This window comes from Caulobacter sp. AVps18 (assembly GCF_058681425.1).
Genome location: NZ_CM178737.1, coordinates 4380484 through 4396759, shown reverse-complemented (window position 1 = coordinate 4396759; position 16276 = coordinate 4380484). Strand labels below are relative to the sequence as shown.

Below are 16276 nucleotides of genomic sequence, written 5' to 3'. Positions count from 1 at the left end.
CGCGGGGCGTCGACGGGGCAGCGTTCATCCCCATCGCGCCGCGCGCGCGATCCGCTAAGCTCCGGCCCGAATGCTTGGGGAATCACACGACATGAAGCGCATCCTGCTGGCCTCGGCGGCCGTTCTGCTGTTTTCCGGTGCCGCCCTGGCCCAGACCCCGGTCGCTCCAGCGCCCGCCAAGGATGCCCCCAAAGACCAAAAGGCCGACAAGCCCAAATGGGATGTGCGCGCCGCCGCCGGCTATGACCGCACCCTGAAGCTCGATGTCCGCGAAGGCTCGTGGATGGCGCTGGACGTCAGCCCTGACGGCAAGGACGTCGTCTTCGACCTGATGGGCGACATCTATGTGATGCCCATCAGCGGCGGCGAGGCCAAGAACATCGCCAGCGGCATCTCGTGGGACATGCAGCCCACCTGGTCGCCGGACGGCAAACAGATCGCCTTCACCTCCGACCGGGGCGGCGGCGACAATATCTGGGTGATGGACCGCGACGGCAGTAACCCCAAGGCCGTATCCAGCGAGAGCTTCCGCCTGCTCAGCCAGCCGGCCTGGACGCCGGACGGCCAGTACATCGTCGGGCGCAAGCACTTCACCTCGGGCCGCTCGCTGGGGGCGGGCGAGATGTGGCTGTTCCACCGCAGCGGCGGCAATGGCGTGCAACTGACCGAGCGCCGCACCCAGCAGAAAGATAGCGGCGAGCCGGCCTTCTCGCCCGACGGTCGCTACCTCTATTTCAGCGACGACGTCACGCCCGGCGGGGTCTTTGAATACAGCAAGGACCCCAATACCGAGATCTATGCCATCCAGCGGCTGGACCGCGAGACGGGCGAGATCAGCAAGTTCCTCGGCGGGCCCGGCGGTGCGATCCGGCCGACGCCTTCGCCGGACGGCAAGTCCTTGGCCTTCATCCGCCGGGTTCGCTACCAGTCGGTGCTGTATGTGATGGACATCGCCTCGGGCCGCGAGACGCCGATCCATGACGCGCTGGACCGCGACATGCAGGAGACCTGGGCCATCCACGGCGTCTATCCGGCCATGAGCTGGACGCCGGACGGCAAGGCCATCGTGTTCTGGGCCGGCGGCAAGATCAAGCGCATCGACGTGGCCAGCAAGGCCGTGGCCGAGATCCCGTTCCATGTGGCCGATACCCGCATGGCCCGCGAGGCCGTCCGCTTCCCGGTCAAGGTCGCGCCCGAGACCGTCGATGTGAAGATGATCCGCTGGGCCAAGACCTCGCCCGATGGCAGCAAGGTGGTGTTCGAGGCCCTGGGCAATCTGTGGATCCGCGACCTGCCGGCCGGTACGCCGCGCCGGCTGACCAAGCAGACTGACCATTTCGAGCTCTATCCGTCTTGGTCGCGCGACGGCAAATCCATCGTCTACACCACCTGGAACGATGACAGCCTGGGCAGCATCCGGGTTGTTGCGGCGACCGGCGGCGAGGGCCGCAAGGTCAATGCCAATCCTGGCCGCTTCGTCGAGCCGGTGTTCTCGCCGGACGGCAAGACCATCGTCTATCGCACCTCGACCGATGGCGCGCTGCTCAGTGCCCTGTGGACCCGCAATCCTGGCCTCTATCGCGTGCCCGCCGCCGGGGGCGAGGCCAGTCTGATCCTCGACAATGGTTCAGCGCCGCAGTTCGGGGCCGCCAATGACCGGATCTATTTTGTCGGCCGCCAGGACAAGCTGGCGGCGCTGAAATCGGTGGACCTGAACGGTCACGAGCCGCGCACCCACCTGACCTCGGAATATGCCTCGGAGTTCGCCGTCTCGCCCGACGAGGCCTGGGTGGCCTGGACCGAGCGCTTCAACGCCTATGTGGCGCCGTTCACGCAGACCGGACGAGCGGTGTCGGTCAGCGTCGACGGCAAGGCCCTGCCGCAGACCAAGGTCACGCGCGATGCCGGCGACTGGATCCACTGGTCGGGCGACAGCAAGACCCTGAGCTGGGCGCTGGGCCCGGAGCTGTTCAGCCGCGACCTGAAGCAGAGCTTCAGCTTCGTCGAGGGGGCACCGGCCGAGCTGCCCAAGCCGGCCGAGGCGGGGATCAATCTGGGCTTCAGCCAGCCGGCCTTCAAGCCGACCGGCAAGATCGCCCTGACCGGGGCGCGCCTGATCACCATGAAGGGCGACGAGGTCATCGAGGACGGCGTCGTGGTGCTGGACGGCAACCGCATCGTCGCCGTCGGGGCCAAGGGGGCGGTGAGCGTTCCGGCCGACGCCAAAGTGATGGACCTGACCGGCAAGACCATCATGCCGGGTCTGGTCGATGCCCACTGGCACGGTTCCATGGGCTCGGACGAGATCATCCCGCAGCGCAGCTGGGTGAACTATGCGGCCCTCGGCTTCGGGGTGACCACGATCCACGATCCCTCGAATGACAGCAGCGAGATCTTCGCCCATTCCGAACTGCAGCGGGCCGGCAAGGTGGTGGGGCCGCGGATCTTCTCGACCGGCACGATCCTTTACGGCGCGGCCACGCCGTTCACCGCCAAGATCGAGAGCCTGGACGATGCCCTCTCGACCCTGCGGCGCATGAAGGCCGTCGGGGCCTGGAGCGTGAAGAGCTACAACCAGCCCCGCCGCGACCAGCGCCAGCAGATCATCGAGGCCGCCAACCAGCTAGGCCTGATGGTGGTGCCTGAGGGTGGTTCGCTGTACCAGCATGACATGACCATGATCGTCGATGGTCACACCACGGTGGAGCACTCGATCCCTCTGGCGCGCCTGTATGACGACGTGCGCCAGCTGTGGCCGCAGACCAAGGTCGCCTACACCCCCACACTGGTCGTGGCCTTCGGGGGCAATGCCGGCGACAACTACTGGTATCAGGCGACCAAGGTGTGGGACGACGCGCGGCTTCAGCAATATGTGCCGCGCCGACTGCTGGACGCCCGGGCGCGCCGTCCGGTCCTGACGCCGGACAACGAGTTGAACCATATCTCGGTCGCCCGCGAGGCTACGGCGCTGAGCCGGCTGGGCGTTTCGGTCCAGATCGGGGCCCACGGCCAGCGCGAGGGGCTGGGCGCACACTGGGAAATGTGGATGTTCGCCCAGGGCGGCATGACGCCGTTGGAAGCCCTGCGGGCCGGCACCCTGAACGGTGCCAGGGCCCTGGGCATGGACAAGGACATCGGCTCGCTGGAGGCCGGCAAGCTGGCCGATCTGGTGGTGCTGGACGCCAACCCCCTGGCCAATATCCGCGACACCGCGTCCATCGCCTACACCATCGCCAACGGCCGGGTGTTCGATGCCAAGATGAACGAGGCCGGCAAGCCGCAGCGTCCGCCGTTCTGGTTCCAGAGCAGCGACGGCGAGGCGCTCAGCGTCGACCTGACGGTCACCGACGCGCACAGCCATGATCGTGATTGACGACGCGGCAGGCTGGGCCACCGTGCGCAGTCGCTTTAGCCTGACGGTTCTTGCTGCAATGAGGAAACGCCGATGTCGATCCTGACTGTGGTCTACCCCGCCGCCCCGGGCGCGCGCTTTGATCTGGACTACTATCTGGCGCACCATACGCCGCTGGTGAAAGAGGTTCTGTCGCCGGTCGAGGTGGTGATCCGCCAGGGCGTGGGTGATCCGGCCGGCGGTCCGCCGCCGTTTGTGCTGATTGCCGATATCGTGTTTTCCGATGCCGGGGCCATGGCAGCGGCCATGGGCTCGCCGCGCATGGGTGAGGTGGCGGCCGATGTGGCGAAGTTCACCGACATCCAGCCCGTGATCCAGATCTCGCGCCCGGTCGGCTGATCCTGAAGCCGGCCTGAATGATCGACGCTCCGCCCGCCGCCACGCCCGTTCAGGAACTGGTGATCACCGGTGCCCGCCTGCCGCCGTCGGCGGGGGATCGGGCGTTCTCGATCCTGCGCCTGGACGGCGCCGACCTGGCCCGCAGTCCGCGTCTGGACGAGGTACTGTCCCAGGCGCCGGGGGTGTCGCTGTTTCGGCGCACCTCCAGCCAGGGCGCCAACCCGACGACCCAGGGCCTGTCGCTGCGCTCCATCGCGCCGTCGGGGGCGGGGCGGGCCCTGGTGACGCTGGACGGCGTACCGCAGAACGACCCGTTCGGCGGCTGGGTGATCTGGACGGCCCTGCCTTCGGAGGGGGTCTCGGCGGTCGATATCGTGCGCGGTGCCGGGGCCCAGGCCTATGGCGCGGGCGCCCTGACCGGGGTGGTTGGTCTGACCGGTGTGGACGCCACGGACAGTGTGGCCCGGGTCGAAGCCGACGCGGGTGGCCAGGGCTATCGTCGCGGCGCCGTTGCCTTGGGCGGGGGCGGCCTGCTGCTGACCGCCACGGCAGAGCACGGCGATGGCTGGATCCCCGTCAGAGCCCGTCGCGGCGCGGCCGACGGCCCCCTGGCGCTGGACGCCTGGTCGGCAGCCCTGAAATATGACGGCGCGGTGGGCGGGGCCGCCGTCGCCGCGCGGCTTTCCACCTATGACGAGAACCGCCAGGCGGGCCTGTTCGGCGCCGACTCGCGCGCGCGCGGCGTCCAGGCCAGCCTGACCTTCGCCCGCGCACCCTCCGCCGACGCCTATGGCTGGCGGCTGCAAGGCTGGGTCTCGACCAGCGACCTTGTGAACCGCTCGGTGGCGACAGCCGCCGGACGGACCGGAACCACGCCCGCCAACGACCAGTTCGAGACCCCCGCGACGGGTCTGGGCTTCAACGCCGCCCTGCGCGCCCGACGCGGGCCGTTCGAGGGCGAGGTCGGGGCCGATGTGCGCAGCGCCAGCGGCGAGTCCCGCGAGCGCTTTCGCTACCTGGCCGGCCAGTTCACCCGTGTGCGCGAGGCGGGTGGTCAGACCCTGACCAGCGGCCTCTATGCCGATGGCAGCTGGAGCGATGGCGACTGGCTGCTGACCGGCGGCCTGCGGGCTGACCTGTGGACCGCCTCGGACGCCCGGCGGCTGGAACGCGACGCCCAGACCGGGGCGACCACGCTGGACAGTCGCCCCGAGGGGCAGAGCCTGGTGATCCCCACGGCCCGCGTGGGTCTGCGTCGCGAACTGGGCCAGGGCTGGTTTGGCCGCGCCGCTGGCTATGCGGGCTTCCGGCCGCCGACCCTCAACGAGCTGCATCGCCCCTTCCGGGTGGGCAATGACATCACCGAGGCCAATGCGCGCCTCAAGCCCGAGCGCCTGCAGGGGATCGAGGCCGGCCTTGGTCTTGATCAGGGCGACACGCGTCTGGGGGCGACGCTGTTCGCCAATCGCCTGGAAGATCCCGTGGCCAATGTGACGCTCGGCGCTGGACCGGGGGTCTTCCCGATTGCGGGCTTCGTACCGGCCGGCGGGGTGCTACGCCGCCGCCAGAATGTCGGCGCCATCGACGCAATCGGGCTGGAACTGGATGCGCAGCAGAGGGTCGGCCAGAGCCTGACCCTGCGTGCAGCCCTGTCGGCCACCCGCGCCAGGGTGGACGGCGAGGATGCCGCCCCTCAACTGACCGGCAAGCGTCCGGCCCAGGCCCCGCGCCTGACGGCGACGGCCAGCGCCGACTGGCGGGTGAGCCCGCGCCTGTTCCTGGCCGCTGATCTTCGCCATGAAAGCGCGCGCTTTGACGATGATCTCAACAGCCGGGTGCTCAACAGTGCCACCACCCTGGACGTTCAGGCCCGCTATGCCGTGACCGACGCCCTGGCCGTGCGGATCTCGCTGCGCAACGCCCTGGACGCCGATGTCGCCACTGGCCGCACCGGCGATGGCGTCGTCAGCTTTGACGCGCCGCGCACCCTTCGCATCGGGTTCGCCTACGCCCGATAGAGCCCCGATGTCGACCGGCGATGCGCCAGGATTCGCGCCCCTTCGCTCCGGGGTTGAAACAGCATCACAGTTGCGGCCAGACGCACTAAAAGCGCTGCAATACCCATTCTGGAGATGACGGTCTTGCCTCTGCAGGCGGCAGGCCTCGAAACGCGCCTCGGGAACAGGCAAACCTTGAGCAAGGTCCTTCCGGTTCACGAAACTGACTATCGCTTGCCGTAGGGCCTTAGCCTTATCGCCGTTCACAACTCGCCGGGGGGCGCGACAGAGTGCAGGTGTCCGGGACCAACACCGCGGAGGTTCTCGCGGGATCCGACGAGGCTGACACCCTCGACGGTGGTCAAGGCGCCGACACCCTGGTCGGCGGCCTGGGCGATGACCTGTATGTGATCGACAATGCCGGCGACCAGGTCATCGAACTGGAAGGCGGCGGGTTCGACATCGTCCAGACGGCCCGGTCCTGGGTGGCGACGGCGGGGTCGTGGATCGAGCGGATCGTGGCCCTCGGGACCGCCAGCCTGAACCTGACCGGCAACGCCCTGTCGCAGGTGCTGGAAGGCAATGCCGGGATCAATACCCTGGACGATGGCGGCGGTGCTGACACCCTCATGGGCATGGGCGGCAACGACACCTATGTGGTGCGCAACGCCGCCACCCAGGTGATCGAGGTCGCGGGCGGAGGGTTCGATGCGGTGCGCACCACCCTGTCAGCCTATAGCCTGACCGACGAAGTGGAGAATCTCACCTTCATCGGCGCTGGGGGTTTCACGGCCCAAGGCAACAGCCTGGTCAATGTCATTACCGGTGGCGCGGGCGCTGACGTTCTGGACGGCGGCGCGGGGGGCGACCGGCTGATCGGTGGTCTAGGCGATGACGTCTATATCGCCGACAGCGCGGGCGACACGATCGTCGAGAACGCCGGCGAGGGCTACGACATCCTGGTCAGCCGGCTGTCCAGCGACAAGGCGCGGGCCAATGTGGAAGGCCTGGTCTATGGCGGCGTCGGGAACTTCACCGGCTATGCGGCGGCCACGGGTTCGGCGATCATCGGCGGCTCGGGCGCCGACACCCTGATCGGTGCGGCGGGCTCTGACACGCTGGACGGCGGCGGCGGGGTCGACTCGCTGGTCGGCGGACTGGGCGATGATGTCTTCAAGGTCGACAATGCCGGCGACCGGGTCATCGAACTGGCCGGCGAGGGCGCTGATACGGTGCGCACCACGCTGGGGCTCTACGTCCTGGCCGCCGAGGTTGAAACCCTGGCCTATGTCGGTTCCGCCGCCTTCGAGGGCAGTGGCAACGCCCTGGCCAACCGGATCACCGGCGGAGCGCTGGGCGACCGGCTGATGGGCCTGGACGGCGCCGATACGCTGGACGGCGGCCTGGGGGGCGACACCCTGGCCGGCGGCGCGGGCGATGATCTCTATCTGCTCGATGACGCCGGCGACCTGGTGATCGAGGCCGCAGGCGAGGGGGTGGACAATGTCCAGACCAGCCAGGCGCGGGTCGAACTGTGGGCCAATGTCGAGGGGCTGGTCTATACGGGCGCGGCTGGCTTCGAGGGGATCGGCAACGCCTCGGCCAACACGATCATGGGCGGGGTGGGCCGGGATCGCCTGTCGGGCCGCGACGGCGCCGATACCCTGACCGGCGGCCGGGGCGACGACACCCTGGACGGCGGCGCGGGCGACGACCTGGCCGCCTATGCCGGGGGCCATGGCCGCTATGTGATCACCCCCGACGGGGCAGGCGGCTTCTATGTGCAGGACCGCAATTCAGGCCACGCCGAAGGGCGCGACCGGCTGACCAGCGTCGAGCGTGTCAGCTTCGCCGACGGCGTGTTCGCCACCGCTGACCTGGCCATCGGCGCCACGCTGAGCGGCACCAATGCCGCCAATACCCTGATCGGCGGCGCGGGCGACGACGTGCTGATCGGGTTTGGCGGCGGCGATGTGATCTATGGCGGACTGGGCGACGACGCCGCCATCTTCGCCGGCGAGCGCGACCAGTTCGACGTCTATGGCGACGGCTCTGGCGGCTTCCATGTCATCGAGACGCTGGACGGCGGGCGGTCGGGTGTCCGTGATCATGTGATCGACGTCGAGCGGCTGGTGTTCAGCGACGGGTCCTACGGCGCGAGCGAGACCGCCACAGGCGTCCTGCTGATGGGCGGGTCAGGCGACCAGTCCCTGACGGGCGGGACGGGGCGGGACGCCGCCGCCTTTGACGGCCCGGCCGGACGCTATGCCGTCTATGCCGACGGCGCCGGGGGCTTCCATGTCGAGGACCAGAAGGGCGACGGCGGGCGTGACCATCTGGCCGGCATCGAGACCCTGCGGTTTGACGATTTCACGGGGGTGGTCTCGGACTTTGTCCAGGGCGTATTCTGGGTCGGCGGCGCCGGCGCGGACTCTCTGGTCGGCGAGCCTGGCGGGCAGCGCTTTCTGGGCGGTGGCGGCGCCGATACCCTGGTGGGCGCCGAGGGCGTCGACACGGCGGTCTATGAAGGTGATCGATCGCGCTACGGCGTCTATGCGGCTGGCGATACACTGTATGTCCGCGACAGCGCGGCCCTGGGCAATGCGGGCGTCGATCGTCTGACCAGCATCGAGCGGCTGGTATTCGCCGACGGCGTTGTCGATGCAGCCGCCGCGACGACAGGCGCAGCCCTGATCGGCGCAGCAGGGGCCGACCATCTGGTCGCCGCCGACCTGCCGGCGCTGTTCATCGGCGGTCAGGGCGACGACACCCTGACGGGCGGCGCGGGTCGCGACGTGGCGGTCTATGCCGGGCCGGCGTCCCGTTATGTCGTCCGGCCAGACGGGCAGGGCGGCTTCACCGTTCAGGACAGTCTGGGCGACGAGGGTGTCGATCACCTGACCAGCGTCGAGGACCTGCATTTCGCCGATGCGACCTTTGAGGCGCGCGCCCGGGTCGTCGCTGCCGAGATCACCGGAACAGAGGCCGCCGACACCCTGATCGGCTCAGCCGGAGACGACACCCTGAGCGGCCTCGGCGGTGAGGATGTCGCGGTCTATGGCGGCGAGCGGGCCCGCTATGTCGTTCAGCCCGACGGCGCCGGGAGCTTCCGGGTCACCGATACGTTGGCCGGGCCCATGGGTGACGGCGTCGATCACCTGGTCTCCATCGAGTGGCTGAGCTTCGCCGATGGCCTGGTCTCGGCCAGCGGTGCCGCCAGCGGGGCCCTGCTGACCGGTACAGCCGAGGCGGACGAGCTGAATGGCGGCATGGGGGCCGACACGCTGGACGGAGCGGCGGGGCCAGACACCCTGATCGGCGGCGACGGCGATGATCTCTATGTCGTCGATGAACTGGGCGACGTGATCATTGAGGCGGTGGGCGGCGGGATCGACACGATCAGCACCAACCTGACCCGCTATGAACTGGGCGATAACGTCGAGAACCTGACCTTTACCGGCGACGCCCCCTTTGTCGGGATCGGCAACGCCCTGAACAACGTCATCACCGGGGGCTGGAGCGCCGAGACCCTGATGGGCGGGGCGGGCGACGATACCTATGTGGTGTTCTCCCGAGCCAAGACCATCGTCGAGACTGCCGATGGCGGCGTCGATACCGTCGTGACCGATTCCACCTTCGTCCTGCCCGATCATGTCGAGAACCTGCAGATGTCAGGCGTGGGCAATCGCGGCGTCCGGCTGAGCGGGGTCGGCAACAGCCTGGCCAATCGCATCACCGGGTCGCTCGATGATCAGGTGCTGATCGGCCTGGCGGGCGATGACACCCTGACCGGGGCCGGCGGCGACGACGCCTTTGTTTTCCGCAACGGATCGGGCCGCGACACGATCACCGACTTCTCCGCCGGCGACGGCGGCGACGAGGTGCGGCTGAGCGATGTGTCGTTCACGACCCTGGCGCAGGTCAGGGCCCGCATGACCCAGGTGGGCACCGACGTGGTGCTGGTCCTGTCGGACACCGACCAGATCACCTTCCAGGGCGTGTCGATCGACGACTTCACCCTCGACAATTTCAAGCTGCCCTTCGACCTGGCCGGCCTGACCCTGGCCTTTGAGGACAATTTCGACAGCCTGAGCCTGACCGATGGCGTCTCGGGCGTCTGGCAGACCACCTATGGCTATCTGGGCGCAGGACCCTTGCCCAGCCGGACCCTGGCTCTGACCGGGGAAGACCAGATCTATGTCGATCCTGCCTATGCCGGGTCGGGCGATAAGGCCCTGGGGCTCAATCCCTTCTCGCTGGCCGACGGGGTGCTCAGCATCAGGGCCAGTGCCACGCCCGAGGCGTTGAAGGACAAGCTGTATGGCTATGAATACACTTCGGGCCTGCTGACCTCGCAGTCTTCGTTCAGCCAGACCTATGGCTATTACGAGATCCGGGCCATGCTGCCGGGGGCGGCTGGCGCATGGCCTGCCTTCTGGCTGTTGCCCTCCAGCGGCAGCAGCCCGCCCGAGATCGACATCCTCGAAGGCATCGGGGTCAATCCCGAGTTCAGCTACCTGACCCTGCACGACGCCTATCTGCCTGGCCGGGCGGTGGCCGAGATCGTCCATACGCCGGGCGCGACAACCAGCTTCCACACCTATGGCCTGCTGTGGAGCGACACCGATCTGGTCTGGTACATCGACGGCGTCGAAGTACTGCGGGTCCCCACGCCGCAAGACCTGCATCAGCCGATGTACATGCTGTTCAATCTGGCGGTCGGCGGCGGGTTCGGCGGCGGGCTGAACGTGCCCGATGCGGCCGCTCTGGGTGATGCGGCGTTCCAGATCGATTATGTCCGGGCCTACGCCATCGACGGCCTGACCATCGCCGACAACACCACCGGCCTTCAGCTGGACAACCGGGTGACCAGTACGGTCACCGGCGGCGCGGGCAACGACACCATCCTGGGCGGGGCAGGCTTCCGCTATGCCTTCGGGGGCAGCGCCGAGATCTATGGCCGCAACGGTGTCGACCGGGTGATCTATTCGGGCGCGCGGGCCGACTACGAGGTCTTCACCGACGGCCATGGCGGCTATTTCGTCACCGGCGCGGGCCTGTGGAAGGGCGCCGATCACCTGTCGGGCGTCGAATACATCCAGTTTTCCGATCACGAGTCAGCGCTGAGCGCCATTGCCGGCGACCTTTACCTGCAGGGCTCGCCCATCGCGGAGTCGCTGACCGGCACGGATGGCGACGACATCGTTCTGGGCCATGCCGCCTTCGACACGCTGGACGGCGGCGCAGGTGCCGATACGCTGGCAGGCGGCGCGGGCGACGATGTGCTGCGCGGTGGTCTGGGCGTCGATACGGCCTTCTTCTCCTCGGTGATGGCGGACTACGAGATCACCATGGTCGACGGGGCCCTGGTGGTGCGCGATCGCCGCGACTGGCTGTCCGAGGGAACCGACACCCTGACCGGGATCGAGACCTTGAGGTTCTCCGACCAGGCCGTTGCGGCGCCTGGCTCGACCTTTGTCTTCGCGCCGACGGGCGGCAGCCTGGTCTATGACCCCAACTCGGCGGTGCGGACGATCCTGGGCGGGGTCGGCGAGGATGTGCTGGTCATTGACCTGCCCGAGAAGGCGGGCGGCGGCCCGATGGGCTTTACCGTCAGCGACGACGGCCTGTCGCTGCTGGCCGACCTGGACGGCGACGGTGCGCCGGACCTGATCGTTTCGGGGGTCGAGGATATCGAGATCACCGGTGCGGTGGTGACCTTTGTCGGCGACTTCTCGCGCACGGGCTTGGCCCCGCACACGATCCACTACACCGGCTCGGCCGGCGGCGACCTGCTGGACGCCTCGGGCCTGACCTCGGCCGAGGGCGTGGACGCCACGGGGCTGGGCGGCGCCGACACCCTGAAGGGCGGGGCCGGACGCGACACGCTGTCGGGCGGCGATGGCGCCGACACCCTGCAGGGCGGGGCGGGCGATGATCTGCTGCTGGGCGGGGCAGGCGTCGACAGCCTGCACGTTTCCGACGGTGCCGATGAGGCCCAGGGCGGCGACGGTGACGACTTCTTCTGGTTCGGCGTCGATCCCGATCTGCGCCCGCCGCAGAAGGCCGACACCACCCTGAACGGCGGCAGCGGGATCGACACCATCGATCTTGGCCTGCTGAAGGTGGGCGCGACGGTCGATCTCAACACCAATGGACGCCTGCAGGACATCGGTTTTGGCCGCCTCAACCAGACGGCCATCGAGAACATCGCCGGGGGCGAGGGCGACGACCGACTGTCGGGCGACAGCGGAGCCAACAGCCTGTCGGGCCGCGCCGGTGCCGACACGCTGAGCGGCGGAGCGGGCGACGACTCCCTGCAGGGCGGGACGGGCGACGACCAGCTGGACGGCGGCGGCGGAACCGACACGGTCAGCTACATCACCGCCCTGGCCGGGGTGCGGGTCAGCCTGGCCCTGACCACGGCGCAGGATACCGGCGGCGACGGGATCGACACCCTGAAGTCCATCGAGGTCCTGTTCGGCTCGACCCACAACGATAGCCTGACCGGGGGGGCAGCGGCTGACCTGCTGAACGGCTGGCTGGGTCATGACACCCTGGACGGCGGCGGCGGAACCGACACCCTGATCGGTGGGGCGGGCGACGACGTCTACCGTCTGGACAGTGCGCGCGACGTTATTGTCGAGACCTTCGGCAGCGGCTTCGACAGCGCCATCACGACGGTCAGCTACGGGCTGGCGGCGGGGGTGTCGATCGAGTCGCTCAGCCTGGTGGCCGGGACCTCGGCGATCAACCTGACAGGCAACAGCTATGCCCAGACCCTGGTGGGCAATGCCGGCATCAATGTGCTGGACGGCGGCGGCGGGGCCGACACGATGGTGGGCGGGGCCGGCAACGACATCTACCTGGCCGACAGCGCCAGCGACGTGATCGTCGAACTGGCCGGCGGGGGTCATGACACCGTCAGGACCACGGCCACCACCTATACGCTGGGCGCAGAGCTGGAGGTCCTGACCTTCACCGGGACCGGGCCGTTCAAGGGCACGGGCAACGCCCTGGCCAATGTGATCACCGGCGGCGCGGGTGTTGACGTGCTGGACGGCGGCGCGGGCGCTGACCGCCTGATCGGCGGGGCCGGCAACGACACCTACGTCGTCGACAACATCGCCGACGCCGTGATCGAGAACGCCAACGAGGGTTTCGATACGGTCCGGACCGCGATTGAAGCCTATTCGCTGGCCGCCAACATCGAGAACCTTGTCTATACGGGTGCGGGCAGAATCCAGGCTTTCGGCAACGCCCTGACCAACGTGATCACGGGCGGAACGGGCAATGACATCCTGGATGGCCGGGCCGGCGCCGACCGGCTGATCGGCGGCCTGGGCGATGATGTCTACTATTCCGACAACGTCGGCGACACGGTGGTCGAGCTGGCCGGCCAGGGCCGCGACCGCCTGCTGACGACCCTCAACAGCGCCAAGGCACAGGATAATGTCGAGGAGCTGCTGTTCATCGGCACCGGCAATTTCCAGGGCTTCGCCAATGCGGCCGGCACGTCGCTGTTCGGCGGGGCGGGGGCCGACACCCTGACCGGCGCGGCGGGCTCGGATTTCCTGGGCGGCATGGCGGGCGCCGACGTGCTGACCGGCGGGGCAGGGGCCGACACCTTCTATTTCGATGCGCCGGGCCTGGGCGTGGACCGCATCACCGACTTCCAGATCGGGGTCGACCACATCGCGCTGCGCGGCGCCAGTTTCGGTCTGATCAGTACGCTGGAGCTGATCTCGGGCCCGACCGCGCTTATCCCCCCAGCGGCGTCCGGAGAGGCCCTGTTGCGGTATGACACCGCCACCGGGGCGCTCTTCCTCGACGCCAATGGCGGAGACGCCAGCGATCAGGTGCAGATCGCCGTGCTGAACGGCCGCCCGGCCCTGACCCTGGCGGATATCCTGCTGGTCTGACACCGCGAAGGACCGCGCAGGTCCACCGCCTTCAACGCTGAGACGCGTGGAAATCTTCATCGCCCGGGCGTAGACTGAGAGCGTTCGCCACGCCGCCTGTCTTGACGTAGGGTTGTGTGACGCAGGTCCGCGCCGTCTGCCGCTTTGGGGGTGGCGCAGGCTTCCGGGTCCCCGAAGGGGATGGCTTTAAGTTTTGGAAGTTCTTGGAGAAAATGGTGGGCGCAGTAGGATTCGAACCTACGACCCGCTGATTAAGAGTCAGCTGCTCTACCAACTGAGCTATGCGCCCGCCGGGTCCGAAGCACTTGCGTGCCTCAGCGGCGAGGCGCGGAACATACGCAAAGATTTTTGGAACGCAAGGGGCTATTTCGTGGCCAGACGAGACATTAGCGGTGCAGTGGATTTTGCTTACCTGGAAGGGTTCGCCGCAGGGGATTTCATCGTCATAGACGAGGTGCTGGCCCTGTTCCGGGAGCAGGCCTCCATGTGGACGCCCATGCTGGATTCGGCCCATGAAGGCTGGCGTGACGCGGTCCACACCGTCAAGGGCGCAGCGCGGGGCGTTGGGGCCTTTGCGCTGGGTGATGTGTGCGAGAAGGCCGAGCTGGGCGAGGTGGGCCTGGACGCCGTGCGCACGGCCCTGGACGCGGCCCTGCTCGACATCGCCGCCTATGCCCACGAGCAGATGCTCAAATCGCTGAAGGGGTAGAGCATCGCGCGGAAAAGTGGCCCCCGGTTTTCCGCAAAAGCGATGCGAAAACAGGAAACTAGAGCAAGGCAAGCGAGTTTGATTTCGCGCGCGTTGCTCTAGGAGCTGTAGACTCTAGGGATTCCCGAAGGGTGCGAAGCGTGATTCAAGACTGTCTTTTGGGAGGCGGTCTTGGGTGTGATGGATCGTTTGGTGCTGAGTGACGCTGATTGGGACCGGATGTCTGGCCTGATCATCGGGCGTCCTGACCAGAAGGGCTCGACCGGCCGCGACAACCGGATGTTCGTCGAGGGCGTGTTGTGGATCGTGAGGACGGGCTCGCCCTGGCGCGATCTGCCCGAGGTGTTCGGCGATTGGAATAGCGCCTTCCGGCGGTTCAGTCGCTGGAGCCAGAAGGGCGTCTGGCGGCGGATCTTCGAGGCGATGTCGGGCGATCCAGACTTCGAATACCTGATCATAGACTCCACCATCGTCCGCGCCCACCAGCACGCTAGCGGGGCCAAAAAGGGGGGTCTGAAGATCAAGCCCTTGGACGCTCGCGCGGCGGACTGAGCACCAAGGTCCACATGGCCGTGCGAGGCCTGGGCCAACCAGTCCGGTTCATTCTCACGGCCGGGCAACGGGGAGACGCACCTCAAGCGGGTCCGTTGATCGAAGGCTTGCCGGCCAAGGTCGTCATGGCCGACACCGCCTACGATGCAGATCATCTGCGTCAGGCGATCACCGCCAAGGGCGCCGTCGCCGTCATCCCCAACAATCCTTCACGCGCTCAGAAATATACGCTCGACCCGCACCTCTACGCCCAGCGCCACCTCGTCGAGTGCTGCTTCAGTCGCCTCAAGCAGTTCCGCCGTGTCGCCACCCGCTTCGAGAAGACGGCGAGAAACTACCTCGCCGTCCTGCACCTCGCTGCCGCAATACTCTGGATGCGATAAGTGTCCACAGCCCCTAGGGCCTTCAATCTGAAGGATGTGTAATTGGCGAGGGGCGGGGCGTCCGGATAAGCTGGCGGCAAATCAACCGGAGCCCTGTTCCATGCCGTCCAATCCCTGGCATCACGAGCGCAACGCCAGCGTCGCCGACGATATCGACTTTGACATCAAGGGTCAGGAACTTCAGTTCCTGGAGATCGAGCTGGATCCCGGCGAGAGCGCCGTGGCCGAGGCCGGGTCCTTCGTCTGGAAGGACGCCAGCGTCCAGATGACCACGGTGTTTGGCGACGGCTCGGGCGAGGCCGGCGGCGGCTTCATGGGCAAGCTGCTGGGGGCCGGCAAGCGGCTGATCACCGGCGAGAGCCTGTTCACCACCGTCTTCACCCATACGGGGCAGGGCAAGGCGCGGGTGGCCTTCGCCTCGCCGACGCCCGGTTCGATTCTGCCGCTGAACCTGGGCCAGCTGGGCGGCCAGCTGATCTGCCAGAAGGACAGCTTCCTGGCGGCCGCGCGCGGCGTGTCGATCGGCATCCACTTCCAGAAGCGGATGATGACCGGCCTGTTCGGGGGCGAAGGCTTCATCATGCAGAAGCTGGAGGGCGACGGCTGGGTGTTCGTGCAGATGGGCGGAACCCTGGTCGAGCGCGAGCTGGCACCCGGTGAGGAGCTGCACGTCGATACCGGCTGCCTGGCCGCCTACACCCCCGGCATTGATTTCGATCTGGTGATGGCCGGCGGGGTCAAGAGCGTGCTGTTCGGCGGCGAGGGCCTGTTCTTCGCCCGCCTGCGTGGCCCCGGAAAGGTCTGGATCCAGTCCCTGCCGTTCTCGCGTCTGGCGGGCCGGATGATGCAGGCGGCGAGCGGCCAGGGCGGCAACCAGGGCGAGGGGTCGCTACTGGGCGGGCTTGGAGACCTGATCGGCGGGAACAGGTAGGGGCATTTCTTCTCCCTTCCCCCTTGATGGG

Annotated in this window: 7 protein-coding genes and 1 tRNA gene; 7 read left to right on the top strand and 1 reads right to left on the bottom strand. The window is 67.8% G+C overall.

The genetic code is table 11. The annotated features are described in order from the left end of the window. Positions 1 to 91 precede the first annotated feature (91 nt). From ACW179_RS19990 to ACW179_RS19975, 4 genes are all read left to right on the top strand, one after another. A complete protein-coding gene (locus ACW179_RS19990) occupies positions 92 to 3373 on the top strand; it encodes an amidohydrolase family protein (protein WP_492061391.1) in 3282 nt (1093 codons plus the stop codon). 72 nt (positions 3374 to 3445) lie between these two features. Then, a complete protein-coding gene (locus ACW179_RS19985; RefSeq protein WP_492061390.1) occupies positions 3446 to 3751 on the top strand; it encodes an EthD family reductase in 306 nt (101 codons plus the stop codon). A 17-nt stretch (positions 3752 to 3768) separates the two neighbouring features. Further along, on the top strand, positions 3769 to 5769 hold the full coding sequence (locus ACW179_RS19980; RefSeq protein WP_492061388.1) for a TonB-dependent receptor: 2001 nt from the start codon (positions 3769 to 3771) through the stop codon (positions 5767 to 5769). A gap of 275 nt (positions 5770 to 6044) precedes the next feature. Then, on the top strand, positions 6045 to 13670 hold the full coding sequence (locus tag ACW179_RS19975) for a family 16 glycosylhydrolase (protein ID WP_492061386.1): 7626 nt from the start codon (positions 6045 to 6047) through the stop codon (positions 13668 to 13670). Positions 13671 to 13883: 213 nt separating this feature from the next. Here ACW179_RS19975 and ACW179_RS19970 read toward each other — a convergent pair. Next, a tRNA-Lys gene (locus tag ACW179_RS19970) sits at positions 13884 to 13959 on the bottom strand. Between the two features lie 81 nt (positions 13960 to 14040). Between ACW179_RS19970 and ACW179_RS19965 the strand changes: the two genes are divergently transcribed. The 3 genes from ACW179_RS19965 (at position 14041) to ACW179_RS19955 (ending at position 16245) form a co-directional block, all read left to right on the top strand. Beyond that, positions 14041 to 14379 carry an Hpt domain-containing protein gene (locus tag ACW179_RS19965; protein ID WP_492061384.1) on the top strand — a complete coding sequence of 113 codons (339 nt, stop codon included), beginning with the start codon at positions 14041 to 14043 and terminating at the stop codon, positions 14377 to 14379. Between the two features lie 171 nt (positions 14380 to 14550). Further along, positions 14551 to 15314, top strand: a protein-coding gene (locus ACW179_RS19960) for an IS5 family transposase (RefSeq protein ID WP_492059466.1) whose coding sequence is annotated in 2 segments (ribosomal slippage) — positions 14551 to 14886 and positions 14889 to 15314 — 762 coding nt in all. Because the reading frame shifts where the segments join, the coding sequence is not laid out codon by codon here. 100 nt (positions 15315 to 15414) lie between these two features. After that, positions 15415 to 16245 (top strand): TIGR00266 family protein, encoded by an 831-nt coding sequence (locus ACW179_RS19955; protein WP_492061382.1) that lies wholly within the window; start codon positions 15415 to 15417, stop codon positions 16243 to 16245. Positions 16246 to 16276: the final 31 nt, after the last annotated feature.